Raw genomic sequence first — 24,949 nt, 5'->3', positions numbered from 1 at the left:
AACGAAGAATCATGAGTATTTATCAAGCTGAAGACCTGGGCGTGTTGCGCTTCATCACGGCGGGCAGTGTCGACGACGGCAAGAGCACGCTGATCGGCCGTCTGCTGTACGACAGCAAGGCCGTGCTGTCGGACCAGTTGTCGGCGATCTCGCGCGCGAAGAACAAGCGCACCGTCGGCGACGAAATCGATCTGTCGCTGCTGACGGACGGCCTCGAAGCCGAGCGCGAGCAGGGCATCACCATCGACGTCGCGTACCGTTATTTCGCCACCGCCAAGCGCAAGTTCATCATCGCCGACACGCCGGGCCACGAGCAGTACACGCGCAACATGGTGACGGGCGCATCGACGGCGCATGCCGCGATCATTCTCGTCGACGCCACGCGCGTCACGTTCGAGAACGGCGTCGCGCAACTGCTGCCGCAGACCAAGCGCCACAGCGCGATCGTCAAGCTGCTCGGCCTGCAGCACGCGATCGTCGCGATCAACAAGATGGATCTGGTCGATTACAGCGAAGCGCGCTTCAATGAAATCCGCGATGCGTATGTCACGCTCGCGCATCAGCTCGGTCTGTCGAACGTGCGCTTCGTGCCGGTGTCGGCGCTGAAGGGCGACAACATCGTGACGGCGAGCGAGCGCATGCCGTGGTACGCAGGCGAGCCGCTGCTCGATCTGCTCGAATCGCTGCCGGTCGCGCAGCCGAACGATCAGGCGCTGCGTTTCCCGGTGCAGTGGGTCGCACGCCAGGACGGCTCGCAGGCCGACGATTTCCGCGGCTACATGGGCCGCGTCGAGGCGGGCGAAGTGCGCGTCGGCGATTCGATCCTCGTGCTGCCGGCCAATCGTGAAGCGAGCGTCGCCGAGATCATCGCGCCGGTGCCGGGCGGCGTCGCGCCGGTGGATCGCGCTTTCGCGGGCCAGACGGTGACGATTCGCCTGACGGAAGATGTCGATGTTTCGCGCGGCGATACGTTCGTGCCGGCATCGCAGAAGGTCGAGCCGACCAGGAAGCTCGAAGCGGACATTTGCTGGTTCGACGAAGAGCCGCTCTCGCCGCAGCGCAAGTATTTGCTGAAGCAGACGACCAACACGGTGTTCGCGCGCATCGGCGCGGTGAAGCAGGTGCTGGACGTGCACACGCTGTCGCATTCGGTCGATCGCACCACGCTCGCGATGAACGATATCGGCCGCGTGGCGCTCACGCTGCAGAAGCCGATCGTCGCGGACGAGTACGATACGCATCAGGGCACCGGCGCGTTCGTGTTGATCGACGAGGCGACGCATCACACGGTCGCGGCCGGTATGATTCGTGCCATTGCTGGCTAATATCGACGGACAAGCGTATGGGTAAGGTCTATCTGATCGGAGCGGGGCCGGGCGCGGCGGATCTCATCACCGTGCGCGGCATGCGCCTGCTCGAACAGGCGGATGTCGTGTTGCACGACGCGCTCGTAGAACCGGCGATGCTCGACTACGCGCCGAATGCGAAGAAGATTGCCGTCGGCAAGCGTTGCGGACAGCGTTCGACGGCCCAGCATTTCATCAACAAGCAGATCGTCGATGCGGCGCTGGAGCATGGCGTCGTCGTGCGTCTGAAGGGCGGCGATCCGATGCTCTTCGGCCGCGCCGACGAGGAAATGCGCGCGCTCGAAGCGGCGGGCATTGCGTTCGAAGTGGTGCCGGGCATCACGGCGGCGCTCGCGAGCGCCGCGACGCTCAAGCGCTCGCTGACCCTGCGGGGCGTGGCGCGCAGCGTCGCGCTGGCGACCCATTCGCGCGCCGCCGACAGCGATGAAATCCGCGAGCAGGCAAAGGCGGATTCGCTCGTGTTCTACATGGGCCGCGACAGTGCGCCGGATATCGCGCAGCAGCTTATCGATGCGGGCCGTCCGGGCTCGACGCCGGTCGCGATCGTCGAAGCGTGCAGCACGCCGCGCGAGCGCACGCTGACGTTGACGCTGGCGCGCATGGCGCTGGGTGAGGCGCAGGAATGGCTGGACCCGTCGCAGCCGAGTTTGCTGATGATCGGCGAGGCGTTTCGCGAACGGGCGGCGGCTAAGCCGAAGGTGCATCTGAAGGGGATGCAGGCGGCGGCGTGATGCCGGTTGGGCTGGCGGACAAGAAAAAAAGCGCACCGGAGACGGTGCGCTTTTTCGTTTCCGGACCTCGAGATTCAAAAGTCTACGAGCCTGATCTTCTTCTTTTTTGAATTGGCCGCCAGAACGGTATCGAGCGTCGCGATCGTCTTTGCCTTGCAGTCCAGTGCGGTAGCGAGATGAAGCGCGTCTCCCGCACGGAGCCCGGTCGATGCGTCGAGCGTGAGAACAGCTGCGTGGTGGAATACTGGCGGCTCGATCGGCGTGAGTTGCAGATCGCTCGCGCACATTCGTTCGAAGCTGCGCCACGCAAAAGCGGATTGATCTTCGGTCATCTGACCGCTTCGCCGTTTGATGCCGAGCGCACTGGCAAACTCGGTGACGCACCACGCTCCGGAAATCAGTTCGTCCCTGACGGATGCGTACCAGTTCGAAACGGCGGCGGTCATGCGCTCGTGGACGCATAACGCGACCAGAACGCTCGTATCGACGTAAATCATCAGTAGCGCGCGCCTCTGCGGAGTTCGTCGATGACGGAATCGGTCATCGGCATGGCGTCCCGTGATTCGGCCAATTCCTCCGCGAACGCCCGACGGTCCCATTTGGCGGCACGAAGGCAGATTCCGCCGTCTACCGTGAGGTTGACCTGCACCTGGTCGCCCTCGGAAAGGCCGGTGTGCCGCAGATAGTCGGCGGGGATGCGCACTGCGAGGCTATTGCCCCATTTGGAGATGAGCAGGTTCATGCGGAACTCGATCGGATATACGAAAAGGTATATCCGAGTATATGCTTTTCGAATCGCGTGGCGCCACTCGGCCGAACGGCCAACGCTGAACTACCGACCGACCTGCCGCAAACAATACTGCGCTACCGCATCCAGCACCGCATCATCCTCACCGACTGCCGTCGCACAGGAAATCTCGACATCCGGATGCGCCGCCCGGCACTTCTCGACGATTTCCGGCAAATCCTTCCTCACATGCCCGCCTTGCCCGAAGAACACGGGTACGACCGTGATCGCATCGCAGCCATCGGCGGCCAACTGCGCGACGGCGGTGGGCAAATCGGGCGACATCAACTCGAGAAACGCCAGTGAAACCGGCCAGCCGCGCAAGCTCCGCAGCTTCACGGCAAGGCGCTCGAACGGCTCGGCCCAGCGCGAATCGCGTGCGCCGTGACCGAACAGGATGATGCCGTGCGTCTTCATCGCGCGCTCCTCGGAAGAAACGTCAGTGCCGCTCCACCCACTTCAGGCCCACCAGCCCGATCACGAGATAGGCGAGGGCGGGCGCCGCCGCGGTGATCGGCGCGGGCCACGTGTTCAGATTGCCGATATGCGAGAACAGCGTGTTGACGAGCTGAAAGCTCATCCCGATCATGATGCCGCCGAACACCTTCATGCCGACCACGCCCGCACGCGTATGCAGATACGCGAACGGCAGCGAAAGAATCAGCATCACGAACACCGCGAACGGATAGAGAATCTTGCGCCAGAACGCGATCTGATACCGCTGCGTGTCCTGATGATTTTCCGTCAGATGCTGGATATAGCGGAACAGGTTGAACATCGACATCCGATCCGGCGACACCAGCAGGACCGACAGAATCTGCGGCGTCAGCTCCGAGCGCAACGAATATTCGGGCAGCGTGCTCTGCGTCGCACGATAGACCGGATTCAACGCGTCGCCGGGATTCGCCGCCTGCGGGGGCGCGTCGTTCAGTTGCGTGTCCGTCACGCCCGTGAGCTTCCAGTGGCCCGGCGGCTCATACACGCCGCTCTTCGCGATGCGCACGTTCGTCAGACGGAACTTCGAGTCGAATTCGTAGATGCGCACGTTGGCGATCGTCGTGTCGGGATTCAGCGTGCCGACGTTGACGAAGCGCGTGACTTGCTCGCCGTTCTCCTTGGCCGTCAACGTGTCCTTCACCCACACGCCCGACTGAAAATTCGACGACACCGACGAGCCGAGCGCCTCCAGCCGCACGCGCTCGGACAACTGGTCCGTGTAAGGCCCGACCACTTCGCCGATCAGATACGTGATGAGCACCATCGGAACGCCGATCTTAAGCAGCGAACGCAGCGCGGCGCCGGTCGAGAGCCCCGACACGCGGAAGATCGTGAACTCCGAAGCCGCCGCCATCTGCGCGAACACGTAGATGGCCGAAATGAGCGCGGCGACGGGGATGATCTCGTAGAAGCGCGAAGGCGTCTGCAGCGCGACGCGCAGCACCGCGAGCGTGAACTTGTAATTGCCGTGCCCGACCGTGTTCAGTTCGTTGATCAGGTCGAAGAAGAAGAACAGGCCCGAGAACGCAAACAGGATGAAGATGAACGCGAGATAGATCTGGCGCGCGAAATATCGTTCGTAGATGCGCATCGCGTCAGGCCCCCTTCGACAGCGACGGGAGCTTGAAGAGCGGCCGGTTGCGAATCCGCAGCCAGAAGATGAACGCGACGAGCGCGCCGACGACGATATGCAGTCCGACGAGACCCACGCCGAACGACAGCTTGCCCTGTTCGATCCACGACTGCACGACGTTCAGCAGATTCGAATAGGTGAGGTAGATCAGCACGGCCATCACGAGATTGATCGTGCGGCTGCGGCGCGGGTTCTGATACGAAAGTGGAATGGCGAGCAACATCAGATTGATGGCGATGAGCGGCAGACCCACGCGCCACGCGAACTCCGCGAGATTTTCCTGAGTAGGATTGGCGAGCAGGTCCGGCGTGGAGATGCCCGTCGTGGTCGGTGTATTCACGAACTGGTGACTCATTATCTTCACACCGTATCGCTCGAACTCCATGATGCGGAAGTTCGGCTGGCCCGGCTCGCCGTCGTAACGGCGGCCGTTGTCGAGCACGATGAAGCGGTCGCCGTCGGGGCGCGTTTCGGTATGACCGTTCTTCGAGACGATCACGTTGACCTTGCCGCCTTCCGTGCTCGTGACGAACACGTTCTCGACGTGCCCCTGATCCGGCGACATCTTCTCGATGAAGAACACGCGATGGCTCGACGGCGATTCGCGGAACTGTCCCGGCGCGAGCAGCGACACTTCATCGCGCTGCTGAAAGCGCTGCTTGATGAGCTTGCTCTGCTGGTTCGACCACGGCCATCCGACGAACGCGAAGAACATGATGAGGATGATGATCGGCGTGGAGAACACGGCGATCGGCTTGATGAGTTGCGTCTGACTGACGCCCGACGCGAGCCACACGACCATTTCCGAATCGCGATACCAGCGCGTGAGCACGAAGAGAATGGAGACGAACAGCGTCACGATCAGCATGACCGCGAGATAGCCGATGACGGTGAGCCCGATCAGCACGACGACGTCTTTCGGGTCGATCTGACCTTGCGCCGCGAAGCCGACGATGCGAATCATCATCGTCGTGAGCATGATCGTGAGCAGCACCATGAACACGGCGCCGGCCGTGTACGCGAGTTCGCGCTGCAGGGAGCGTTCGAAGATCATTGAATTTTTGCTTGGAGCCGGCGGCGATGCGGAAATCTTGCACGCATCTCGTGGCTTACGGGAAGGGTATTCGCTTACCCTCACGCCGCCCGCCTGTGACCGCCGCGGAAAAAATAGCGGATAATTGCGGCTTTCATCCTTCAGCCAAGATTTTATCCGAGGATAAGCGCGATGGACTTTAGCATAAAAGCCTGTGATTGGAGCAAGGGCGAGGCAAATGGTTTCCTTACCGGGAAGTCGGATGTCATCGTGCTCGGCATCTTCGAAGCGCAGACGCTCACGGGCGCCGCGCGCGACATGGACGTCGCCACCAAAGGCCTGATTTCGCGCGTCGTGAAAGCCGGCGACATGAGCGGCCGCGCGGGCACCACCCTGATGGTGCCCGAAGTCACGGGCATCGGCGCATCGCGGGTGCTGCTCGTCGGTCTCGGCAAGCAGGACGCCTTCAATCAGAAAGCCTATGGCGAAGCCGTGCGCGCCGCATGGCGCGTGGTGCTCGGCTCGAAGATCGGCCAGGCGACCTTCACGCTCGCGCAACTGCCGATCCAGGAACGCGCCGGCGACTGGGCCGTGCGCGCCGCGATCCTCGCGCTGCGCGAGCTGACCTATAAGTTTACGCAGATGAAGAGCAAGCCCGACAACGGCGCTCGCTCGCTCAAGAAGATCGTGTTCAGCATCGATTCCGCCGACGAGAAAGCCGCCAAGGTCGCGGTGAAGCAGGGCGTCGCGATTGCGAACGGCATGGACCTCACGCGCGATCTCGGCAATCTGCCGCCGAACGTCTGCACGCCGACCTATCTCGGTCAGACCGCGAAGAAGCTCGGCCGCGATTTCAAGCTGAAGGTCGAAGTGCTCGGCCAGAAGCAGATCGAAGCGCTCAACATGGGCTCGTTCCTGTCGGTCGCGAAGGGTTCGGTCGAGCCGCCGCAGTTCATCGTCATGCATTACCAGGGCGCCGGTGCGGCCGCGAAGGGCAAGAACGCGCCGGTCGTGCTGGTCGGCAAGGGCATCACGTTCGATTCGGGCGGCATCTCGATCAAGCCGGGCGAGGCGATGGACGAGATGAAATACGACATGTGCGGCGCGGGCTCCGTGTTCGGCACGATGCGCGCGGTCGCCGAGATGGGCCTCAAGCTCAACGTGATCGGCGTGATCCCGACCTGCGAGAACATGCCCGCGGGCAACGCGGTGAAGCCGGGCGACATCATCACCGCGATGAACGGCACGACCATCGAAGTGCTCAACACCGACGCCGAAGGCCGCCTCATCCTGTGCGACGCGCTGACCTATGCGGAGCGCTTCAAGCCTGCCGCCGTGGTCGATATCGCGACGTTGACGGGCGCGTGCATCATCGCGCTGGGTCACCACAACACGGGCCTCTTCTCGAAGGACGATGCGCTCGCGGGCGAACTGCTCGACGCGTCGCGCGAGGCGGTCGATCCGGCGTGGCGTCTGCCGCTCGACGACGAGTATCAGGATCAGCTCAAGTCGAATTTCGCGGATCTCGCGAACATCGGCGGACGTCCGGCGGGCAGCGTGACGGCGGCGTGCTTCCTGTCGCGCTTCGCGACGGCTTATCCGTGGGCGCACCTCGATATCGCCGGAACCGCGTGGAAGAGCGGCGCGGCGAAGGGCGCGACGGGCCGTCCCGTGCCGCTGCTCTCGCAGTTCCTGATCGATCGCGCCGGCGCCTGAAGCAGGCATGACGCGCATCGACTTTCATACGAATGTCGGCGATCCGCTCGCGTACGCCTGCCGCCTCGCGCGCAAGGCGTACCTGAGCGGCAAGCCGCTCGTCGTGCTCGCCGAACCGCAGCGCCTCGCCGCGTTCGACGAGCAGTTGTGGACTTTCCAGCCGCTCGAATTCGTGCCGCACTGCATGGCGAAGAGTCCGCTCGCGGAGGACACGCCGGTGGTGCTCACGTCGAATCTGGACGACGCGCCGCATCATCAGGTGCTCGTGAATCTCGGCGCGCCAGTGCCCGCGCAGTTCGCGCGCTTCGAACGGCTCGTGGAGATCGTCGGCAGCGAGGGCGATGAACTCGCCGCGGGCCGCGAGCGTTATCGGTTCTATCGCGATCGCGGCTATGTCATCGAGACGCACAATCAGGGCGGTTAGCCGCACAGAGGCCGCGTCCGCGCTGCACTAAGCTCTGCTCACACATGGCGCTTCGCGTGAGACCCGAGTCAGCACGGATGCGCACACGCTGGCCGACAGGAGACCTTTGAATATGACCGACAAGCCCGAATCCTTCGATTCGTCCATCCCCGTTTTGACCGATGTTGTCGTGCCCGGCAAGCCGGAATATGCACGCGCGCCTTCCGCCGATGAAGCCGCGATCGAATACGACGCACAGCGGATCGCGGAGCAGTTGCGCGGCCGCTTCACGAGCTTCCTGACGGGCGACGCCCGCGCGCTGATCGAAGACCGCTGCCGGGAAGTGTTGCGCGAGCAATCGACGCAACTCGTGTCCGCGATCACGCGCGAAGTCGCGATGGCGCTCGAAGGCCGGATGAGCGAATGGGTGCGCGACGCGGTTGAGAACGAGTTGCGGCGGCAGCGGGGCGAATGAGCGCGTTTCATATGGAATGAAGAAGGGGCGCACGCGCGCCCCTTTTTTTATCCGCGTCGCGCGCTCGATTTATCCCGTCACCGCGCCTTTATTAGCCGGCTGCGCGAGCGCCGCGAACTTCGCCAGCACGCCGCGCGTGTACTTCGGCGCGGGCTGTTTCCACGCGGCACGGCGGCGCGCGAGTTCCGCATCGTCCACATTCAGTTGCAAGAGCAGCTTGTGCGCGTCGATGGTGATCGAATCGCCTTCGTGCACGAGCGCGATCGTGCCGCCCGCGTACGCTTCCGGCGCGACATGGCCGACCACCATGCCCCACGTGCCGCCCGAGAAGCGCCCATCGGTGATGAAGCCGACCGATTCGCCCAGCCCCTTGCCGATGATCGCCGATGTCGGCGCGAGCATCTCCGGCATGCCCGGGCCGCCGACCGGGCCGAGATAGCGCAGCACGAGAATATCGCCGGGCTTGATCTTGTCGGCGAGAATGGCGTCCATCGCGCTTTGCTCGTCCTCGAACACGCGCGCGGGGCCGGTGATGACCGGATTCTTCAGGCCGGTGATCTTCGCGACCGCGCCGTCTTCCGCGAGATTGCCGCGCAGGATCGCGAGGTGCCCTTCCTTGTAGAGCGCCTGTTCGATCGGGAAGATGACCTTCTGATCCGCACGCGGTTTGCTCGGCACGTCCTTCAGTTCTTCGGCGATCGTGCGCCCCGTGATCGTGATGCAGTCGCCGTGCAGAAGGCCCGCATCGAGCAGGATCCGGAGCACTTGCGGGATGCCGCCGGCCTTGTGCAGATCGGTGGCGACGTACTGGCCCGACGGCTTCAGATCGCAGATCACCGGCACTTTCTTGCGCATGCGCTCGAAGTCGTCGATGCTCCATTCCACTTCCGCCGCATGCGCGATCGCCAGAAAGTGCAGCACGGCGTTGGTCGAGCCGCCCGTCGCCATGATGAGCGCGACCGCGTTTTCGATCGATTTCTTCGTGATGATGTCGCGCGGCTTCAGATCCTTCTTCACCGCCTCGACGAGCACGCGCGCCGACTCCGCGGCGGAATCGACCTTCTCCTGATCCGGATTCGCCATCGTCGACGAATACATCAGCGACATGCCGAGCGCCTCGAACGACGAGCTCATCGTGTTGGCCGTGTACATGCCGCCGCACGAGCCGGTCGACGTGCACGCGTTCTTCTCGACGCCCTTGAAATCCTCTTCCGACATCCGGCCCGCCGTGAATTCGCCGACCGCCTCGAACGACGACACGATCGTCAGATCGCGGCCCTTCCAGTTGCCGGGGCGGATCGTGCCGCCGTACACGTAGATCGACGGCACGTTCATGCGCGCCATGCCGATCATGCCGCCCGGCATGTTCTTGTCGCAGCCGCCGATCACGACGACGCCGTCCATCCACTGGCCCTGCACCGCGGTCTCGACACAGTCCGCGATCACTTCGCGCGACACGAGCGAGTACTTCATGCCTTCGGTGCCCATCGACATGCCGTCGGAGATCGTCGGCGTGCCGAAAATCTGCGGATTCGCGTCGGACTTTCTGATCGCTTCGATGGCCGCGTCCGCCAAGCGCTGCAGGCCGGCGTTGCACGGCGTGATGGTCGAATGCCCGTTCGCGACGCCGATCATCGGCTTGTCGAAGTCTTCCTCCTTGTAGCCGAGCGCGTAATACATCGAACGATTGGGCGAGCGCGCGACGCCCTGGGTGATGTGCTTCGAGCGGCGATTGAAGGCCATGATGTGCTCCTTGAGGGGATGTTTTTGCTCTAGTGCAGCAAGAATGCAACTCCCGCGATGTGTCTGTCCAATATATTATTCAAGGCTTATTAGGTCGCAAAAAATATCAATGGAGCAGAGAAGTCCGCCCATCGAGTTGCGTCTGTTGCGCTACTTCGTGACGGTCGCCGAAGAGATGCACTTCGGCCGTGCCGCCGCGCGTCTCGCGATGACGCAGCCGCCGCTCTCGCAGGCGATCCGCGCGCTGGAAGAGGCGCTCGGGGTCGCGCTTTTCGTGCGCACGAAACGGACCGTCGAGCTCACGCCCGTCGGCAAGGATCTGCTGCCGGAAGTGCGCCGCCTGCTCGCATCCGCCGACACGCTGCGTCCGCTCGCGCAGTCGCTCGCGCGAGGCGAGGCGGGCGTGCTGTCGCTCGCGTTCGTTTCCACCGCCGACTACGGACTTTTGCCAGCGCTGCTGCGCGATTTCGGCGCGCGTTACCCCGGCGTGCGGCTGCAACTGACCGAGGCGACGAGCGACGTGCAGATCGAGGAACTCGTCGCCGGGCGTATCGACGCGGGTCTTGTGATTCCGCCGCTGCCGCCGCGCCATGCCACGTCGCTGTCGTATGTGGCGGTGGCGCGCGAGCCGCTCGTCATCGCGATGTCCGCCGATGCCGCGCTACAACTGGGGCAGGGCGCCGACGAATGGGCCGACACCCCCGTCGATCTGCACGATCTCGCCGCCGCGCCGCTCGTCGTCTTTCCGAGGCGTCTCGCGCCGGGTTTGTATGACATCATCATGGGCTGCTACGGCGCGGCCGGCCTCACGCCGCGTATCGGCCAGGAGGCGATCCAGATGCAGACCATCGTGAGCCTCGTGTCCGCCGGGATGGGCGTCGCGCTCGTGCCGCATTCGCTGCGTCATCTGCGGCGCACGGGCGTCGTGTATCGTCCTCTGCGGCCGCTGAACGCGTCGGCGATGCTCGTCGAAACCGGCCTCGTGTGGCGCGCGGCGGAAGTGAGCCCGGTGCTCGCCGGATTCATCGAGATCGTCCGTTCGCGGGCCGAAAGCGCGGGTTCTGTATGATTCGCCCTTGTAGTTCGCTCTAGCTCCCACATCAGAATGCTCATACATCCCAATTTCGATCCCATCGCGATTCATCTCGGACCGCTCGCCGTGCGCTGGTACGGCCTCATGTATCTGGTGGCGTTTGTATCGGCCATCGTCATCGGCCGCCTGCGTCTGCGCCTGCCTTACGTGGCCGCGCAAGGCTGGACCGTGAAAGACATCGACGACATGCTGTTTTACGGCGTGCTCGGCACGATTCTCGGCGGGCGCATCGGCTACGTGGTCTTCTATAAGGCAAGCTATTACGCGGCGCATCCGCTCGATATCTTCAAGGTCTGGGAAGGCGGGATGTCGTTCCACGGCGGCTTTCTCGGCGTGACGCTCGCGATGGTGCTGTTCGCGTATCATCGGAAGCGCACCTGGCTCCAGGTGACGGATTTCGTCGCGCCGATGGTGCCGCTCGGCCTCGCGGCGGGGCGTCTCGGTAACTTCATCAACGGTGAGCTGTGGGGCCGCGTGACGGACCCGAACGCGCCGTGGGCGATGCTCTTTCAGAGCTCGACGAACGACGACGCCATCTGGCTCGCTAAAAATCCGCAACTCGACGCGCAATACCATCTCACCGAAATCTTCCAGCGCTATCACATGCTGCCGCGTCATCCGTCGCAGTTGTACGAGATCGCGCTCGAAGGGCTCGTGCTGTTTATCGTGATCTGGACGTTTTCGCGCAAGCAGCGTCCTGTCGGCGCGATTTCAGCGCTGTTTCTGATCGGCTATGGACTGGCGCGCTTCACCGTGGAATTCGCGCGCGAGCCGGACGATTATCTCGGCCTTCTCGCGCTCGGCCTCTCGATGGGCCAATGGCTCTCGCTGCCGATGATCATCGCCGGCGTGCTGATGATGGTGTGGGCGTACAAGCGCAATCTGCGCCTGCCGCCCGAATCGGCGAAAGCCTGAGCGATGCGGGGCGCGCGCCCCGCATCGATTCAACGCCCCATCTGCACCGAACCCGACACGTCGACGGTCACCGTCGTCGTGCCGGCTTCCATCGCGATCGGCGCGGCCATCTTCGCATCGGCGCTCATCGCGCGCGATTGCATCATCATGACCGGACGCGGCTGCACGCCGCTGTGCCCGACGTTCACTTCCCGAATCGTGAAATTGCTGTAGCCGAAGCCTTGCGCGGCGGTTTGCGCCTGCTTGCGGAACGAATCGATGGCCTGCGTGACGAGCTTCTGCTCGGCCGCGCGCTGCGATTCGGGCGACAGCGAGAACCCGACGCTGCCCACCTGCATCGACGAACTCATCTTGCCCGCGAGCTTCGACGCCGCCGCGAAGTCGTGCGATTCGAGCACGACCTCCGTGCGGCCGCGCCACGCGGAGATCTTGCCGTCGCGATCGGTGGATGGATACACGGTGAACGAGCCGCTCTTCGCGGTCACGCCCTCGACGCCCTTGGCTTCGCGCAATGCGGCCTCGGCGCGCTGATTCAGCGTAGCGGTGAGCGACGAGGGATCGGCCGCTTCCTGCTCGTAGAAGAGCGTGATGTTGACGACATCCTGCGGCACTTGCGCGCTCGCCTGCGCCGAAAGAGAAAGCACGCCCGAAGGTTGCGGCTGGGTAATCACCGTCTGCGCGGCGGCCGTTTGAGAAAGGGTGAACGCTGCGCCCGACATCGCGAGGAGCGCGAGTGCGGCAGCGGTTTTCTTGTTGATCATCGAAGGACTCCGAACGCGGGATATCGCGTGATTCGCGACGGGATTTAGTCGCGGCCTTCGTGTCGTAAGTTCCTTGTTAGACGAGTTGTTCGGTAATAAAGCGCCACTGCGCTTCGGTCACCGGCGTGATCGACAGGCGATTGCCGCGCGCGAGCACCTGCATGTCCGCGAGCGCCTCGTGTTCACGCAATGCAGCGAGCGGAATCAGCGCGGTCTTCTTCACGAACTTGACATCGACGAGCATCCAGCGCGGCGTTTCCTGCGTGGACTTGGGATCGTAGTAATCGCTCTTCGGATCGAACTGCGTGGGATCGGGATACGCCGTCGAGCACACCTTCGCGATGCCCGCGATGCCCGGCTCTGGACAGCTCGAATGATAAAAGAGCACGCCGTCGCCGATCTGCATCTGATCGCGCATGAAGTTGCGCGCCTGATAGTTGCGCACGCCTGTCCACGGCAAGGTTTTTTTCGGCGCGTGCGCGAGGTGATCGATGCTCGCTTCGTCCGGTTCGGACTTCATCAGCCAGTAGCGCATGATTGTTCGTTATGCGGAATCGACGATGCAAATGAAAACGGCACCGGAAAAACCGATGCCGTTCTTAAGATGGGTCCCCGCCACGGCCGCTAGGCCGGCATCCTGAACCTGGGTTCAAGATTGGTCGCGGTAAGCAACACTTCGGGTACATCGGACTAGCGACGCGCGCGCCCGTGCTGCAAGGTTCCGCAACCGTGCCAATGTGACATTGGTTCAAGGAATATATGACCTTGGCGCACCAGGCAGGGAAACGTCACTCTACACCAATCGTTTGCCTTTCGCAGCCCCGCCGCAGTTTCTTTTTTCGATTGACATTGCGCGCCGATTGCCTCGACGCACAGACATCTCACTGCACTTCGTATTGCGCGATGACAGCGCCGAGCTGCTCGTTCATCGAATGCATCGTGCGACGGATTTCCTCGGCGGGGAAGGCCTCGCCGTGACGCACGCTGTCCTGCAGCTTAAGCAATTCCGACGCCAGCGAGAGCGCTGCCATCACCGCGATGCGATCCGTGCCGCGCACGTTGCTTGCATTGCGCACCTTGTTCATCTCGGCATCGACGCGCGCGACCGCTTCGCGCAATGCGCCTTCCGTTTCCGGCGAGCACGCGAGGCGATACGGCTGCCCGAGAATGGAGACTTCGATCTGCGTGGTCGTCATGCCTTCTCTCCTTGATGATGCTCGCCGTGCAATTCCGCTTCATGTGCTTCGCGGGAATCGGCTTCGAGGAGATCGAGTTGATTGTCGGCTTCGTCATGCTGCCCGGATTTCGCGCGCGGCAGCTTTTCGAGAATCGCGTTGAGGCGTACTTGCGCGTCGTCGATTTTCGCGGAGAGCGAATCGCGTTCGGATTGCAGCGTGTCGCGCTCTTCACGCACTTGCGCAAGCTCGGCCTGCACGTTCGCATAGTCGGCGCGCAGTTGTTCGAGTTGGTCTTGCAGCGCCTGGCGCGCCTGATTGTGGCGCTCGCTGATCTGGATCAGCCGGCCGATATTTCCTGACAGTGATTCGAGTTCGTTGAGCATGTGCTGCGTCCTCTAAAGACCTCGCATTTTAGCGCGGTTCAACGGAGCTTCCGATAATTGTCTCGTTTCGAGACGTAACAACATGCGATCTTGCGCTTAATCCTTCGAATCAAGCGCATGTCGACATGCATTCGTGTGCAGAAAACGCGAGCGCTGTTGATGGCTCGTGATGACAGGCCGGCCGATTCTCGTTCGATTCGTCATGTGCCGCGCCCAACTGTCCGCGCCGTTTTCTTGACGGCCCCAACACGCGCTCCTACACTTGCCGCACTTTTTGGTGCTCGCATTCGCGGATCTCGCGGATGCAGTCAAACGGGAAACAGGGAGCGAAGTCTCCGAAGTCCGACCGGGACCAACCTGGGACGAGCCAACCTGTGCTGCCCCCGCAACGGTAAGCGACCGCAACGCAAGTTGCAAGTCGTCTCATGCGCGTTTTTGCAGCGCGAGCGTGTGGATTTTCATCACACCGGGTTCATCGCCCGAATCGACTGCAAGAAACGTGTCGACGCCACTGCGCACGATGCGCGGGAAGGCGAGACGATTCATCGCCAGCCCGGATACCGGCCAGAGTTCGACGCATCGGCGCTGATCGCGCGGTGCGTTCGTCGCGCATCGTCCTCGCGGGGAGCGGGGTCGCGCTCACGCGAAACGGACACTTCATTCATGGTATTGCCACAGGCCGCCCTCAAGAACGGCCGCTCTCGTCATGGCGCGCTCGTTGCCGCGGTCATCGGTTTGCCGCTCGCCGGCGCCGCACATGCCGCCGATGACGCTTCGCAAACGCTTGCTCCTGTCGTCGTCACTGCGACGCGCGCGCCGCAGCCGCTCGCCGAATCGATCCCGCAGACATCGGTGTTCGATGAGCAGGACATCGCCGACGCCAACGCCGACGATGCGCTCGGCCTCATCGCGCTTGCGCCCGGCGTGCAGATCACGCGCAACGGCGGGCCGGGCGCGACTTCGGGGCTCTACATACGCGGCGCGGCGTCGTCGCAATCGCTCGTTTTGATCGATGGCGTGCGCGTCGAATCGGCGTCGCTCGGCGCGGCGCAGTTGTCGCAACTGATGCTCGATCAGATCGGGCGCGTCGAGGTCGTGAACGGCAATGTGTCGGCTTTGTACGGCTCGAATGCGATCGGCGGCGTCGTGCAGATCTTCACGAAGGAAGGCGAGCCGCATCCGCCGCGCTTCAACTTCGAAGCCGAGTACGGCAGCTATCACACGCAGCGTCAATCGGCGGGCGTGAACGGCGCGCTCGACAAGGACGGCCGCACGACCTTCAGCCTGAACGTCTCGCGCGAGAAGACCGACGGCTTTTCGTCGATCGATCCGAATATCGCGCCGGGCGCGAATCCGAACGCGAACGGCTATCTGAACGAGAGCGTCGCGGCGACGCTGCGTCACCAGTTCAGCGACAAGTGGGACGCGGGCGTGCGCTTCCTGCAATCGAACGGCATCAGCAGTTTCGACGATGCCTACGGCCTGCCGACCGATATCAACGAATCGCACGATCGCGTGCGCTCGGCGTCGGTGTTCGCGAACGGCAGGATCACCGAAAACTGGACCACGCACTTCACGATCGCGCAGGGACAGGATCGCGCGAACATCGAGCAGAACGGCGTCTATACGAACCGCTTCGATTCGGAGAACCGTCAATACACGTGGCAGAACGATGTCAGGATCACCGATGCGCACAAGCTGCTTTTCGGTTACGAGCATCTCGATCAGACGCTCGATTCCGATCAGCTCAGCGCGCCCGATCGTCACGTGAATTCGGTGTTCGCGGGCTACGTGGGGCACATCGGCGCGAGCGAATTGCAGGCGAATCTGCGTCACGACCAGTATTCCGATTTCGGCGGCGCGAACAGCTACTATCTGGGCTACGCGTATAACTTCGACGCGCACTGGAAGGCGAGCGCGAGCTATGCGGCTTCGTTTCGTGCGCCGAGCTTCGACGATCTCTACTATCCGTTCAGCGGCAATCCGTCGATTCAGCCGGAGCGCAGCCATTCGGTCGAGGCGGCGTTGCAGTACGCATCGAATGCGCTGGGCGTCGCGCGCGTGACGCTGTTCCAGACGCGCTATTCGAATCTGATCGACTATGTGTCCGACGGCGGTTTCTACTATGTCGCGCAGAACGTCGGGCGCGCGAAGGTGCAGGGCATCGAAGGATCGTGGGCGGGACACGTCGGCGCAACCGATGTGCGCGCGGGCGTCACGTTCCAGAATCCCGTCGACGAGACGAATCACGAAGATCTGACGCGGCGCGCGCGGCGTTTCGCGACGCTTACGGCGCATCGCACGATCGGGCGCTGGCGTGTCGGCGGCGAGTGGATCGTGAGCGGACAACGCAGCGACTACGATTCGACGCTCGCGGGGTATGGCATCGTGAATCTATCGGCGCGCTACGACATCTCGAAGTCGTGGTACGTCACGGCGCGCATCGACAATCTGTTCGACAAGGACTATGAACTTGCGTACTCGTACAACACGCCACGACGCGGCGCGTACATCACGTTGGGCTGGCATCCGTCGTGAGCCACGCGCCTGAGCGGCTTGCGCGTCCGCGCGCGATGAACGCGAGCCGCGCGGCGGCGATCTGGATCGCGCTCGGCGTCGCGACGTTCATCGTGCTCGTGGCGTCGCTCATGACGGGCAGCGTGACGTTGCCCGTATCGCGTGCGCTCGGCGCGCTCTTTCACGCGAACGCCGCGACGCCCGATATCGCCGACGAGATCGTGCTCACGCTACGTTTGCCGCGCGCGCTCGCGGGCTTCGCAACGGGTGCGCTGCTCGCGATGGCCGGCGCGCTGCTGCAAGTGCTGCTGAGGAATCCGCTCGCGGAACCTTATGTGCTCGGCGTGTCCGGCGGCGCGGCGACGTTCGCGCTTGCCGCGATGCTCGCATCGGTGCCGTGGTGGGGCGTCGATATCGCGGCGTGCGCGGGCGCGTTCGCATCGATCGTCGTCGTGCTCGGACTCGCGCGCAAGGACCTTTGGCAAAGCGGACAGGATGCGTCGCCGAGACTCTTGCTGACGGGCGTCGTGATCGCGTCGGGATGGGGCGCGCTGATCACGCTGATTCTGAGCATCGCGCCCGAGAACCGGCTGCGCGGCATGATCTTCTGGCTGACGGGCGATCTCAACGGCGCGGCGGCGCCGTGGCCCGCGCTGATCGCGCTCGCTGTCGCGCTCGTCGCGATCGTCCCGGTCGCGCCGCAATTGAACGTGCTGCTGCGAGGCGACGCTACCGCGCGTGCGCTCGGCGTGCCCGTCGAACGATTGCGCCTGCGCGTGTATCTCGTCGCATCGATCGCCGCGGCGGCTGCGGTGACGACGGCGGGGACCATCGGCTTCGTCGGGCTCGTCGTGCCGCATCTGCTGCGCCTCGCGTTCGGCAACGATCAGCGCATGCTCGTGCCCGCCGCCGCGCTTGCGGGCGGCCTCGCCGTGATGGCCGCCGACCTCGTCGCGCGCACCGTGATCGCGCCCGCGCAATTGCCGGTGGGCGTCGTGACGGCGTTGATCGGCGTGCCGATGTTCCTGTGGATGCTCCTGCGGAGACCGCGATGACCCTGCATCTCGATGCCATCGTGCTTCGCGCGGGCGCGCGCACGCTCATCGACGGTCTCACGCAGACGATCGCGGCGGGCGAAGCGTGGTGCATCGCCGGGCCGAACGGCGCGGGCAAGACGACGCTCATCAATGTGCTCGCCGGACTCGCGAAACCCGCATCGGGCCGCGTGTCGCTCGATGGCCGCGCGCTCGCCGCATGGCGCGCGGCTGACCTCGCACGTCGACGCGCATTGATGCCGCAAGCCGCGCACGACGCCTTCAGCGCGACCGTGCTCGACACCGTGCTGCTCAACCGCTTTCCGTATCTCACCGGCTGGGGCTGGGAGAGCGAAGACGACCGCAGCGCGGCGCGCGCCGCACTGGAAACGCTCGGCCTCGCGTCCTTTGCCGCGCGCGACGTGCTGACGCTCTCGGGCGGCGAACGCCAGCGCGTCGCACTGGCCGCCGTGCTGTGCCAGAACGCGCCATGCCTGTTGCTCGACGAACCGCTTTCGCATCTCGACCTGCATCATCAGATCGACTGTCTGCACGCGTTGCGCGACGCCGGGCGCGAGCACAAGCGCACCGTAATCTTCTCGTGCCACGATCTGAATCTCGCGCGCCGTTTCGCGACACACGCGCTCCTGCTCGACGGCCACGGCGGCGCGCACGCGGGCCTCGTCGCCGACGTCCTCACGCCTGAACGCGCGAGCGCGGCATTCGGCTATCCGCTCGCGTTGATTCGCGACGGCGAGCATGAAGCGCTCGTGCCTTCCATTCATCGCCCTTGAAGGAATTTCGATGTCCACGCTCAACGACATCCCGCTGCCCCGCGCACTCGACCGCGCGCTCGAAGCAGAACTGCGCCGCATCATCGACATGAAGACGAAACCGCCCGGCAGTCTCGGGCGGCTCGAATCGCTCGCGCTGCAAATGGGCCTGATACAGCGCACGACGAAGCCGCGCATCGAACGTCCCGCGATGATCGTGTTCGCGGGCGATCACGGCATCGCGAAGGAGGGCGTGAGTTCGTTTCCCCAGGAAGTGACGGCGCAGATGGTCGCGAATTTTCTGACGGGCGGCGCGGCGATCAACGCGTTGTCGCGCTCGGTCGGCATGTCGCTGGAAGTCGTCGATGCGGGCGTCGCGACACCGATTCCCATCGATCATGGATACGAACGTCTGTCGCTCGGACCCGGCACGCGCAACTTCGCGCAAGAGCCTGCGATGTCGCGCGAGACCGCGCTCGAAGGCATCGCGCGGGGCGCTGCGCGCGTGCGGCATCACGCGTCGCTCGGCACGAACGTGATCGGCTTCGGCGAGATGGGCATCGCGAACACGTCGGCGGCGGCGTGTCTGATGAGCCGTCTGTGCGATCTGCCGATCGACGAATGCGTCGGACGCGGCACGGGCCTCGACGATCACGGCCTCGCGCACAAGCGCGATGTGCTCGGCCGCGCGCTCGCGCTGCATCGCGATGAAGGCGATGCGATCGACACGCTCGCGACCTTCGGCGGCTTCGAAATCGCGATGATCGCGGGCGCATATCTCGCCGCCGCATCCGAGGGCATGACGATTCTCGTCGATGGCTTCATCGCGACATCGGCGTTGCTGGTGGCCGCGAAGATCGCGCCCGAGGTGCTCGACTACTCCGTGTTCGCGCATGCGTCGAACGAAACGGGGCATCGGCGCATGCTCGCGCATTTCGATGCCGCGCCGCTGTTGGAGCTCGATCTCCGGCTCGGTGAAGGCACGGGCGCGGCGCTCGCATTGCCGATCCTGCGCGCGGCCGTCGCGTTCATCGACGAGATGGCGAGCTTCGAGTCGGCGGGTGTGTCGAACAAAGCCGACTGATGCGACCGCTCGACGAACTGCGCTACTTCTTCACGGCGCTCGGCTATTTCACGCGCGTGCCGGTGCCGCGCTGGGTCGGCTTCGAGCGCGAATATCTGAACGCGGCGGCGCGTTACTTTCCGCTCGTCGGCGCGATGGTCGGTGGCGTCGCGGCGCTCGTCTATCTCCTGTCGCTGCGCGTGTTTCCGGCGGGTGTCGCCGTGTTGCTTTCGATGGCCGCGACGCTCGTCATGACCGGCGCGTTCCATGAAGACGGACTCGCCGATTGCGTCGATGCGTTCGGCGGCGCGTACACGCGCGAGGATGCGCTGCGCATCATGCACGACTCGCGCATCGGTGCATTCGGCGCGATTGCGCTGGTGATCGCGATTGCGTTGAAGTGGCAGGCGCTCGCTGCGTTGCCGCCGCAGCGCGTCGCGATGACGATGATCGCCGCGCACGCCGCGAGCCGCGCGTTCGCGATCAGTTATCTCGTCACGCTCGATTACGTGCGCGCCGAGGGCAAGGCCAAGCCGGTCGCGCAGCGCATGAGTCTTGCGTCGTTCGCGCTGGCGCTCGTGTTCGGCTTGCCGTGGCTCTTCGTGATCGACTGGAAGCTCGCGTGCTTCACGATCGGCGTGCTTATCGTTTTGCGGTTTTTTATCGGGCGATACTTCGTGCGTCGCATCGGCGGGTATACGGGCGATTGCCTCGGCTTCGCGCAGCAAGTGTTCGAAATCACGATCTATCTCATCGGGCTCGCATGGATCTCGTCCTGATTCGACATCCGGAAGTCGCTATCGAAGCGGGCGTGTGCTATGGGCAAACCGATGTGCCCTTGCGGTGCGATGTGCGCGATCTCGCTGTCGCATTGACGGAGCGGATGAAGGCGTTGAACGTGCCCGCATGTGTCGATGGATGGCACGCGAGCCCGCTTGTGCGATGCGCATCGCTGGCACGTGTCCTTTCCGCCGATGTGCATCTCGACGCGCGTCTTTCTGAAATGCACTTCGGCGCGTGGGAAGGCCGTGCGTGGGACACGATCGATCGCGCGCTTATCGATGCCTGGGCCGGTGATATCGAACATGCGCGTCCGCACGGCGGCGAGAGTTTGGCGCAGTTCGCGCAGCGCGTCGTTGCGTGGTTTGAGGCGACATGCGTCGGTCGGAGTGCTGTGCATGTTGTCGCTCATGCGGGTGTTATGCGCGTGCTTGCGGCGCATCTTCTCGGTATTTCTTATGAGAACGCGTTGCAATGGTCGATTGATTTTGGTGGGGTCGGTTGGTTCAGGTGCGTGCGCGGGGAGTGGGTTCTGGTGCGGTGGAATGCTTAGGCTTTCGCCGGATCCCGGTTTCGCGTCGGTTTATTAGCACTGCCCCTGTGCGGGGCGGCAGTCACTTTCTTTGCTGCTGCAAAGAAAGTAACCAAAGAAAGCAGCTCGTCCAAGCCCGCGGTCACACGCAGTTTGGCCATGCTTGCCAGCCGGAAGTGGCACTCGCCTAAGTGTCGCCCCCACAGGCCCAGCCGGGCTTGGCTCGCGCACGGTCTGCCATCCTAAATGTTTTAGCGCGCTGGTTCAGCACCAAATAGCTTCGGCACAGCGCTACGCGCTGCCGTTGGGTATGCGAGGGAAACCATCGAAGAAGCCCGCGCACACCCGATTGACCCATCGGCCGCGAAGCGGGCCGGAGCTATTTGGTGCTGAACCAGTTTCTTGTGTGGTGCGATGTGTCAGACCGTGCGCGGTCCAAGCCCCGTAAGACCTACGAGGGCACTCGCTACAGCCGGGCCATTAGGCCAATCGCCTGTGCCGCGGCCGGTGTGAAGTGCTTAGGCTGGGGAGAGCTGTTTCTTTGGTTACTTTCTTTGCAGCAGCAAAGAAAGTGACCCCCGCCCCGGGGAGGGGCAGTGCTAATAAACCAACAACAAAACGGGATCCGGCGAAAACCCAGCTATTTCCCCCTCCGCCCGCGCGCAATTTCAAGATCGCGGCAAAGCTCCGCCGCACCAATTGCGAGCCGAGGAGTCGGCCGACTGATGAGATCACCATCGATGCCAAAAAGATTCCCCCGAGCGACCGCCGTCAACGATGTCCAGCGCTTCCATCGCTCAAGCGCAGGCAACCGGCGATCCGGTTTCGTCGCGCCGGGCGTCGCGGTGACGATCGCTTCCGGATTCGCTGCGAGCACGGCTTCGGTCGATATCGTCGGCACGCGCGGCTTTTCCGCCGCGAACACGTTCACGCCGCCGCACAGTCCGATCACTTCGTCGAAGACGTTGTCGCGATTGAGCGTCATCAGCGGATCGTCCCAGACCTGATAGAACACGCTCACGGGCGGCCGCGCCGCATAGCGCGCGCGCAGTTGCGCGATATCGCGCGTGAACGCATCCGCACTCGCGCGTGCTTGCGCTTGTGTGCCGAGCAGCGCGCCCAGCTTGTCGATGCTCGCGGCGATATCGTCGAGATGTTTCGGCTCGCTGAAGTAGATCGGAATGCCGAGCGCCGTCAGCCGGTCCATCTGACGCGCCGCGTTCCCATGCCGCCACACGACGATCAGATCGGGATGCAATGCGACGATGCGTTCCAGGTCGAGCGCCTTGTTGTCGCCGACGCGCGGAATCGCCTGCGCTTCCTTCGGATAATCGCTATACGTCACTGCGCCGACGATGCGCGCGCCGCCGCCCGCCGCGAACAGCAGCTCGGTCACGTGCGGCGCGAGACTGACGACACGTTCCGCGGGCTTCGCGAGCGTGACCGGCGCGCCGCTGTCATCGGTGACGGTGATCGCATGCGCTCGCGCGACAGCGAAGCCGATCAGCAAGGCGATCACACCACGCAACATCACGCGCAAACCTCCTGCAATGCGAGCGACAGGCGCGCCCAGTCGCCTTCCGCGCCCGGCAATCCGATGCGCAGACTCGGCGTCATGCCGGGCAGATCGAAGAGACGCGTCCAGATGCCGCGCAATGCGAGCGCGTGTTGAAGGTCCTTGGCTCCCGGCGTCGGTGTCCACGCGAAGAGCGGCGTCGCGCGCACGTCGAAGCCGTGGCCCGCGATCAACGCGGCGAGGCGTGCGCCGTCGCGTTGCAACCGTTCGCGCGTTTCGCGCTGCCAGTCGATATCGGCGAATGCGGCCATGACCGCGTGACGTGCCGGACCGCCGACGGTCCACGCGCCGAGCGCGTTGCGCAATGCATCGACGATCGAAGGCGCGGCCAGCACGAAACCCGCGCGGATGCCCGCAAGCCCGAAGAACTTGCCGACCGAGCGCAGCACGATCAGCCCTTCGCGCGCGGTTTCGCTCGCCAGCGACGACGCGGGATCGACATCGGCGAACGCTTCATCGACGATCAATATGCCGCCGCGCGATGCAAGCTGCGCGTGCCAATGCAGCAGGGTTTCGCGTGAAATGTATTCCGCCGTCGGGTTGTTCGGATTCGCGACGATGACGTGATCGAGCGTATCGGGCAGCTCGCGCCGGGTGATGTCGAGCGTCGCGATTGCGTGTTCGGCGCGCGCGAACGCCGGCGCATATTCGCCGTAAGCGAGCGGCGCGACGCCCGCCGTCGCGCGCCGCAAGAGCGCAGGCAGCGCGCGGATCGCCGCCTGCGAGCCCGCGACCGGCAACGCGAAAGGTGCGCCGTAATAGCGCGCGGCGCAATCGGCGAGGCCGTCGTCGTCTTCGGGCAGACGCCGCCATGCATCGGGCGGGACGGGCGGCACCGGAAAGCCGCGCGGATTGATACCCGTCGAAAGATCGAGCCAGTCATCGAAAGGAATCGCGTAGCGTCGCGCGGCCTCGCGCAGATTGCCGCCGTGCCGGATCGGATGCGTCATGTCAGCCGCTCGTGGTTACGCTGATCGCGGCGAAGACCAGCAACGCCACGAGCCACATGAGCATCGCGCGCTCGACGAGCCTCAGCGCCGCGACCACATGCTTCGGGTTCGCCGTGTGACCCGCGCCGAGCGTCGGGCGCGTTTCGAGCACGCTGTGATAAATCGCCGCGCCGCCGATCAGCACGTTCAAACTGCCCGCACCCGAGGCCATCACGGGACCGGCGTTCGGACTGTCCCACGAGCGCGCTTGCGTGCGCCAGCAGTGCCAGGCCATGTGCGTATCGCCCGCGAGCGCGTAGCTCGCAGCCGTGAGACGCGCGGGAATGAAATTGAGCACGTCGTCGAAGCGCGCGGCCGCCCAGCCGAAGCGCAGATAGCGCGGCGTGCGATAGCCCCACATCGCGTCGAGCGTGTTGGCTAAGCGGAACATCAGCGCGCCGGGGCCGCCCGCGATGGCGAACCAGAAGATCGCGCCGAAGATCGCGTCGTTGCCGTTTTCCAGCGCGGATTCGACGGCCGCGCGCGAGAGCGCGTTCTCGTCGGCCTGCGACGTGTCGCGCGACACGATGCGCGAGGTCAGCGTGCGCGCGTGGTCGATATCGCCGAAGCTCAGCGCGCGCGCAATCGGCGCGATATGTTCGCGCAGGCTCTTCGCGCCGAGCGCGAACCACAGCAGCAGCACATGCACGAGGCACGCATAAGCGAATGGCAGCGCGCCGACGAGCAACCACGCGATGCCCACCGGCGGCACGATCAGCACGAACCACGCGACGATGCCCGCCGGCCGCGCGCGACGGCCGGTGTTCATGCGCGCTTCGAGCTGCGTCGCGAGCTTGCCGAAGCCGACGAGCGGATGCCGCGCGCGCGGCTCGCCGAAGATGCGATCGACGATCACGCCGAGCACCGCGAGCAGGGCCATCGCGTAGGCGGAGAGCAGGAGCATCGCGCTTATCCCTTGAGCGCGAGCGGCAGACCCGCGACCATCAGCGTCGCGTGCGCGCTCGCGGCGGCGACGCGCTGATTCAGGCGGCCGAGCTCATCGACGTAAAGGCGCGTGACCGAGCCGAGCGGCACGACACCCAGACCGATTTCATTGCTCACGACAATGACCTTGCCGCGCACGCTCGCAAGAGCCGCATCGAATTGCGCGAAGGCTTCGCGCGCGCTGTCGGGCAGGACGGCGATTTCTTCGCTCGCGCTCGCCGATGTGAAGAGCAGATTCGCGAGCCACAGCGTCAGGCAGTCGATCAGCACGCAATGCCCGGCGCGATCCGCTTCGCGCAATGCGCCCGTGAGATCGAGCGGCGCTTCGATCAGCGACCAGTGCGCGGGCCTGCGTTCGCGATGATGCCGCACGCGCTCGGCGAACTCCGCATCGCCCAGATGTTCGATCGGGGCCGTCGCGATATACGTGACGGGCAGCCCGCTGTCGGCGGCAAGACGTTCCGCGCGGGCGCTCTTGCCGGAGCGCGCGCCGCCGAGGATGAAAGTGAGATCGGGGGTCATCGC

The 24,949-nt window shown here is 64.2% G+C and carries 27 protein-coding genes, 1 other RNA gene and 1 riboswitch; of the genes, 13 read left to right on the top strand and 15 right to left on the bottom strand.

The window, feature by feature from the left end; translation table 11 throughout:
* The first annotated feature begins 11 nt into the window (after window positions 1-11).
* Window positions 12-1,325 carry a GTP-binding protein gene (locus ACEN42_RS12355; RefSeq protein WP_222946641.1) on the top strand — a complete coding sequence of 438 codons (1,314 nt, stop codon included), beginning with the start codon at window positions 12-14 and terminating at the stop codon, window positions 1,323-1,325.
* Between the two features lie 17 nt (window positions 1,326-1,342).
* A complete protein-coding gene (cobA, locus tag ACEN42_RS12350) occupies window positions 1,343-2,098 on the top strand; it encodes a uroporphyrinogen-III C-methyltransferase (RefSeq protein WP_187607294.1) in 756 nt (251 codons plus the stop codon).
* 74 nt (window positions 2,099-2,172) lie between these two features.
* On the opposite strand, the gene ACEN42_RS12345 is transcribed toward cobA, so the two are convergent.
* The 5 genes from ACEN42_RS12345 to lptF form a co-directional block, all read right to left on the bottom strand.
* Window positions 2,173-2,595: a type II toxin-antitoxin system VapC family toxin gene (locus tag ACEN42_RS12345; protein WP_238209957.1), complete on the bottom strand. Its 423-nt coding sequence runs from the start codon at window positions 2,593-2,595 to the stop codon at window positions 2,173-2,175.
* Window positions 2,595-2,840, bottom strand: a complete 246-nt coding sequence (locus ACEN42_RS12340) for an AbrB/MazE/SpoVT family DNA-binding domain-containing protein (RefSeq protein ID WP_187607293.1) — start codon at window positions 2,838-2,840, stop codon at window positions 2,595-2,597. Before ACEN42_RS12340 ends, ACEN42_RS12345 begins: the two co-directional genes overlap by 1 nt.
* A gap of 90 nt (window positions 2,841-2,930) precedes the next feature.
* Complete coding sequence (locus ACEN42_RS12335) at window positions 2,931-3,302, bottom strand: sirohydrochlorin chelatase (RefSeq protein WP_371880089.1); 372 nt, start codon at window positions 3,300-3,302, stop codon at window positions 2,931-2,933.
* 22 nt (window positions 3,303-3,324) lie between these two features.
* The gene (gene lptG, locus ACEN42_RS12330) at window positions 3,325-4,473 is read right to left on the bottom strand and encodes an LPS export ABC transporter permease LptG (protein ID WP_187607291.1); all 1,149 of its coding nucleotides are present in this window, start codon (window positions 4,471-4,473) and stop codon (window positions 3,325-3,327) included.
* Between the two features lie 4 nt (window positions 4,474-4,477).
* On the bottom strand, window positions 4,478-5,569 hold the full coding sequence (lptF, locus tag ACEN42_RS12325; protein ID WP_238295196.1) for an LPS export ABC transporter permease LptF: 1,092 nt from the start codon (window positions 5,567-5,569) through the stop codon (window positions 4,478-4,480).
* A gap of 171 nt (window positions 5,570-5,740) precedes the next feature.
* Here lptF and ACEN42_RS12320 point away from each other — a divergent pair, with 171 nt between their 5' ends.
* The 3 genes from ACEN42_RS12320 to ACEN42_RS12310 all read left to right on the top strand — a co-directional run bounded on the left by ACEN42_RS12320 (window position 5,741) and on the right by ACEN42_RS12310 (window position 8,142).
* Entirely contained in the window at window positions 5,741-7,264 is a 1,524-nt protein-coding gene (locus tag ACEN42_RS12320) for a leucyl aminopeptidase (protein WP_371880088.1), read from the top strand.
* 7 nt (window positions 7,265-7,271) lie between these two features.
* Window positions 7,272-7,688 (top strand): DNA polymerase III subunit chi, encoded by a 417-nt coding sequence (locus tag ACEN42_RS12315; RefSeq protein WP_238209963.1) that lies wholly within the window; start codon window positions 7,272-7,274, stop codon window positions 7,686-7,688.
* A 112-nt stretch (window positions 7,689-7,800) separates the two neighbouring features.
* Window positions 7,801-8,142 (top strand): DUF2486 family protein, encoded by a 342-nt coding sequence (locus ACEN42_RS12310; RefSeq protein WP_187607288.1) that lies wholly within the window; start codon window positions 7,801-7,803, stop codon window positions 8,140-8,142.
* Window positions 8,143-8,211: 69 nt separating this feature from the next.
* On the opposite strand, the gene ilvD is transcribed toward ACEN42_RS12310, so the two are convergent.
* Complete coding sequence (gene ilvD / locus ACEN42_RS12305) at window positions 8,212-9,885, bottom strand: dihydroxy-acid dehydratase (RefSeq protein ID WP_371880087.1); 1,674 nt, start codon at window positions 9,883-9,885, stop codon at window positions 8,212-8,214.
* Window positions 9,886-9,994: 109 nt separating this feature from the next.
* Here ilvD and ACEN42_RS12300 point away from each other — a divergent pair, with 109 nt between their 5' ends.
* The gene (locus ACEN42_RS12300) at window positions 9,995-10,954 is read left to right on the top strand and encodes a LysR family transcriptional regulator (protein ID WP_238295201.1); all 960 of its coding nucleotides are present in this window, start codon (window positions 9,995-9,997) and stop codon (window positions 10,952-10,954) included.
* 36 nt (window positions 10,955-10,990) lie between these two features.
* Complete coding sequence (gene lgt / locus ACEN42_RS12295; protein WP_238209975.1) at window positions 10,991-11,893, top strand: prolipoprotein diacylglyceryl transferase; 903 nt, start codon at window positions 10,991-10,993, stop codon at window positions 11,891-11,893.
* 29 nt (window positions 11,894-11,922) lie between these two features.
* On the opposite strand, the gene ACEN42_RS12290 is transcribed toward lgt, so the two are convergent.
* The 5 genes from ACEN42_RS12290 to ACEN42_RS12270 all read right to left on the bottom strand — a co-directional run bounded on the left by ACEN42_RS12290 (window position 11,923) and on the right by ACEN42_RS12270 (window position 14,215).
* Complete coding sequence (locus tag ACEN42_RS12290) at window positions 11,923-12,654, bottom strand: SIMPL domain-containing protein (RefSeq protein WP_371880086.1); 732 nt, start codon at window positions 12,652-12,654, stop codon at window positions 11,923-11,925.
* A gap of 76 nt (window positions 12,655-12,730) precedes the next feature.
* On the bottom strand, window positions 12,731-13,189 hold the full coding sequence (locus ACEN42_RS12285) for an EVE domain-containing protein (RefSeq protein WP_035508242.1): 459 nt from the start codon (window positions 13,187-13,189) through the stop codon (window positions 12,731-12,733).
* A gap of 70 nt (window positions 13,190-13,259) precedes the next feature.
* Window positions 13,260-13,441: non-coding RNA, 6S RNA (gene ssrS, locus ACEN42_RS12280), on the bottom strand.
* Between the two features lie 94 nt (window positions 13,442-13,535).
* Complete coding sequence (locus ACEN42_RS12275; protein ID WP_035508245.1) at window positions 13,536-13,850, bottom strand: cell division protein ZapA; 315 nt, start codon at window positions 13,848-13,850, stop codon at window positions 13,536-13,538.
* Complete coding sequence (locus ACEN42_RS12270; RefSeq protein ID WP_187607283.1) at window positions 13,847-14,215, bottom strand: ATPase; 369 nt, start codon at window positions 14,213-14,215, stop codon at window positions 13,847-13,849. Before ACEN42_RS12270 ends, ACEN42_RS12275 begins: the two co-directional genes overlap by 4 nt.
* 258 nt (window positions 14,216-14,473) lie before the next feature.
* Window positions 14,474-14,799, top strand: a riboswitch (cobalamin riboswitch).
* Window positions 14,800-14,878: 79 nt separating this feature from the next.
* Between ACEN42_RS12270 and ACEN42_RS12265 the strand changes: the two genes are divergently transcribed.
* The 6 genes from ACEN42_RS12265 to cobC are packed head-to-tail and all read left to right on the top strand — an operon-like array spanning window position 14,879 to window position 20,935.
* Window positions 14,879-16,753, top strand: a complete 1,875-nt coding sequence (locus tag ACEN42_RS12265) for a TonB-dependent receptor domain-containing protein (RefSeq protein WP_371880085.1) — start codon at window positions 14,879-14,881, stop codon at window positions 16,751-16,753.
* A 35-nt stretch (window positions 16,754-16,788) separates the two neighbouring features.
* Window positions 16,789-17,787, top strand: a complete 999-nt coding sequence (locus ACEN42_RS12260) for a FecCD family ABC transporter permease (RefSeq protein WP_371881122.1) — start codon at window positions 16,789-16,791, stop codon at window positions 17,785-17,787.
* Window positions 17,784-18,560, top strand: coding sequence for an ABC transporter ATP-binding protein (locus ACEN42_RS12255; RefSeq protein ID WP_371880084.1), 777 nt, complete (start codon window positions 17,784-17,786; stop codon window positions 18,558-18,560). The genes ACEN42_RS12260 and ACEN42_RS12255 overlap by 4 nt, the downstream gene beginning before the upstream one ends.
* Window positions 18,561-18,570: 10 nt before the next feature.
* Window positions 18,571-19,623, top strand: a complete 1,053-nt coding sequence (gene cobT, locus ACEN42_RS12250) for a nicotinate-nucleotide--dimethylbenzimidazole phosphoribosyltransferase (protein WP_371880083.1) — start codon at window positions 18,571-18,573, stop codon at window positions 19,621-19,623.
* Window positions 19,623-20,381 carry an adenosylcobinamide-GDP ribazoletransferase gene (locus tag ACEN42_RS12245; protein ID WP_371880082.1) on the top strand — a complete coding sequence of 253 codons (759 nt, stop codon included), beginning with the start codon at window positions 19,623-19,625 and terminating at the stop codon, window positions 20,379-20,381. The genes cobT and ACEN42_RS12245 overlap by 1 nt, the downstream gene beginning before the upstream one ends.
* Window positions 20,366-20,935, top strand: coding sequence for an alpha-ribazole phosphatase family protein (gene cobC, locus ACEN42_RS12240; RefSeq protein WP_371880081.1), 570 nt, complete (start codon window positions 20,366-20,368; stop codon window positions 20,933-20,935). The genes ACEN42_RS12245 and cobC overlap by 16 nt, the downstream gene beginning before the upstream one ends.
* A gap of 619 nt (window positions 20,936-21,554) precedes the next feature.
* Here the strand turns inward: cobC and ACEN42_RS12235 are convergent.
* Genes ACEN42_RS12235 through cobU form a run of 4 tightly spaced genes read right to left on the bottom strand, consistent with a single transcriptional unit; the run spans window position 21,555 to window position 24,946 of the window.
* Window positions 21,555-22,445 (bottom strand): cobalamin-binding protein, encoded by an 891-nt coding sequence (locus tag ACEN42_RS12235; RefSeq protein ID WP_371881121.1) that lies wholly within the window; start codon window positions 22,443-22,445, stop codon window positions 21,555-21,557.
* Window positions 22,445-23,440 carry a threonine-phosphate decarboxylase CobD gene (gene cobD / locus ACEN42_RS12230; RefSeq protein ID WP_371880080.1) on the bottom strand — a complete coding sequence of 332 codons (996 nt, stop codon included), beginning with the start codon at window positions 23,438-23,440 and terminating at the stop codon, window positions 22,445-22,447. Before cobD ends, ACEN42_RS12235 begins: the two co-directional genes overlap by 1 nt.
* Window position 23,441: 1 nt before the next feature.
* A complete protein-coding gene (gene cbiB / locus ACEN42_RS12225) occupies window positions 23,442-24,383 on the bottom strand; it encodes an adenosylcobinamide-phosphate synthase CbiB (protein ID WP_371880079.1) in 942 nt (313 codons plus the stop codon).
* Between the two features lie 5 nt (window positions 24,384-24,388).
* Window positions 24,389-24,946, bottom strand: a complete 558-nt coding sequence (gene cobU / locus ACEN42_RS12220; protein WP_371880078.1) for a bifunctional adenosylcobinamide kinase/adenosylcobinamide-phosphate guanylyltransferase — start codon at window positions 24,944-24,946, stop codon at window positions 24,389-24,391.
* Window positions 24,947-24,949: the final 3 nt, after the last annotated feature.

The sequence above is a fragment of the Caballeronia sp. S22 genome (assembly GCF_964261745.1).
In the GTDB taxonomy this organism is placed as follows: Bacteria; Pseudomonadota; Gammaproteobacteria; order Burkholderiales; family Burkholderiaceae; genus Caballeronia; species Caballeronia jiangsuensis.
The sequence above is the reverse complement of the archived record's forward strand: the minus strand, read 5'-3'. Positions and strand labels throughout refer to the sequence as shown.

Excerpts from the sequence above, each read along its gene's own strand:
- ACEN42_RS12355 (WP_222946641.1), top strand. The coding sequence starts at position 12 with ATGAGTATTTATCAAGCTGAAGACCTGGGCGTGTTGCGCTTCATCACG.
- cobA (WP_187607294.1), top strand. The coding sequence starts at position 1,343 with ATGGGTAAGGTCTATCTGATCGGAGCGGGGCCGGGCGCGGCGGATCTC.
- ACEN42_RS12345 (WP_238209957.1), bottom strand. The coding sequence starts at position 2,595 with ATGATTTACGTCGATACGAGCGTTCTGGTCGCGTTATGCGTCCACGAG.
- ACEN42_RS12340 (WP_187607293.1), bottom strand. The coding sequence starts at position 2,840 with ATGAACCTGCTCATCTCCAAATGGGGCAATAGCCTCGCAGTGCGCATC.
- ACEN42_RS12335 (WP_371880089.1), bottom strand. The coding sequence starts at position 3,302 with ATGAAGACGCACGGCATCATCCTGTTCGGTCACGGCGCACGCGATTCG.
- lptG (WP_187607291.1), bottom strand. The coding sequence starts at position 4,473 with ATGCGCATCTACGAACGATATTTCGCGCGCCAGATCTATCTCGCGTTC.
- lptF (WP_238295196.1), bottom strand. The coding sequence starts at position 5,569 with ATGATCTTCGAACGCTCCCTGCAGCGCGAACTCGCGTACACGGCCGGC.
- ACEN42_RS12320 (WP_371880088.1), top strand. The coding sequence starts at position 5,741 with ATGGACTTTAGCATAAAAGCCTGTGATTGGAGCAAGGGCGAGGCAAAT.
- ACEN42_RS12315 (WP_238209963.1), top strand. The coding sequence starts at position 7,272 with ATGACGCGCATCGACTTTCATACGAATGTCGGCGATCCGCTCGCGTAC.
- ACEN42_RS12310 (WP_187607288.1), top strand. The coding sequence starts at position 7,801 with ATGACCGACAAGCCCGAATCCTTCGATTCGTCCATCCCCGTTTTGACC.
- ilvD (WP_371880087.1), bottom strand. The coding sequence starts at position 9,885 with ATGGCCTTCAATCGCCGCTCGAAGCACATCACCCAGGGCGTCGCGCGC.
- ACEN42_RS12300 (WP_238295201.1), top strand. The coding sequence starts at position 9,995 with ATGGAGCAGAGAAGTCCGCCCATCGAGTTGCGTCTGTTGCGCTACTTC.
- lgt (WP_238209975.1), top strand. The coding sequence starts at position 10,991 with ATGCTCATACATCCCAATTTCGATCCCATCGCGATTCATCTCGGACCG.
- ACEN42_RS12290 (WP_371880086.1), bottom strand. The coding sequence starts at position 12,654 with ATGATCAACAAGAAAACCGCTGCCGCACTCGCGCTCCTCGCGATGTCG.
- ACEN42_RS12285 (WP_035508242.1), bottom strand. The coding sequence starts at position 13,189 with ATGCGCTACTGGCTGATGAAGTCCGAACCGGACGAAGCGAGCATCGAT.
- ACEN42_RS12275 (WP_035508245.1), bottom strand. The coding sequence starts at position 13,850 with ATGACGACCACGCAGATCGAAGTCTCCATTCTCGGGCAGCCGTATCGC.
- ACEN42_RS12270 (WP_187607283.1), bottom strand. The coding sequence starts at position 14,215 with ATGCTCAACGAACTCGAATCACTGTCAGGAAATATCGGCCGGCTGATC.
- ACEN42_RS12265 (WP_371880085.1), top strand. The coding sequence starts at position 14,879 with ATGGTATTGCCACAGGCCGCCCTCAAGAACGGCCGCTCTCGTCATGGC.
- ACEN42_RS12260 (WP_371881122.1), top strand. The coding sequence starts at position 16,789 with ATGAACGCGAGCCGCGCGGCGGCGATCTGGATCGCGCTCGGCGTCGCG.
- ACEN42_RS12255 (WP_371880084.1), top strand. The coding sequence starts at position 17,784 with ATGACCCTGCATCTCGATGCCATCGTGCTTCGCGCGGGCGCGCGCACG.
- cobT (WP_371880083.1), top strand. The coding sequence starts at position 18,571 with ATGTCCACGCTCAACGACATCCCGCTGCCCCGCGCACTCGACCGCGCG.
- ACEN42_RS12245 (WP_371880082.1), top strand. The coding sequence starts at position 19,623 with ATGCGACCGCTCGACGAACTGCGCTACTTCTTCACGGCGCTCGGCTAT.
- cobC (WP_371880081.1), top strand. The coding sequence starts at position 20,366 with ATGGATCTCGTCCTGATTCGACATCCGGAAGTCGCTATCGAAGCGGGC.
- ACEN42_RS12235 (WP_371881121.1), bottom strand. The coding sequence starts at position 22,445 with ATGTTGCGTGGTGTGATCGCCTTGCTGATCGGCTTCGCTGTCGCGCGA.
- cobD (WP_371880080.1), bottom strand. The coding sequence starts at position 23,440 with ATGACGCATCCGATCCGGCACGGCGGCAATCTGCGCGAGGCCGCGCGA.
- cbiB (WP_371880079.1), bottom strand. The coding sequence starts at position 24,383 with ATGCTCCTGCTCTCCGCCTACGCGATGGCCCTGCTCGCGGTGCTCGGC.
- cobU (WP_371880078.1), bottom strand. The coding sequence starts at position 24,946 with ATGACCCCCGATCTCACTTTCATCCTCGGCGGCGCGCGCTCCGGCAAG.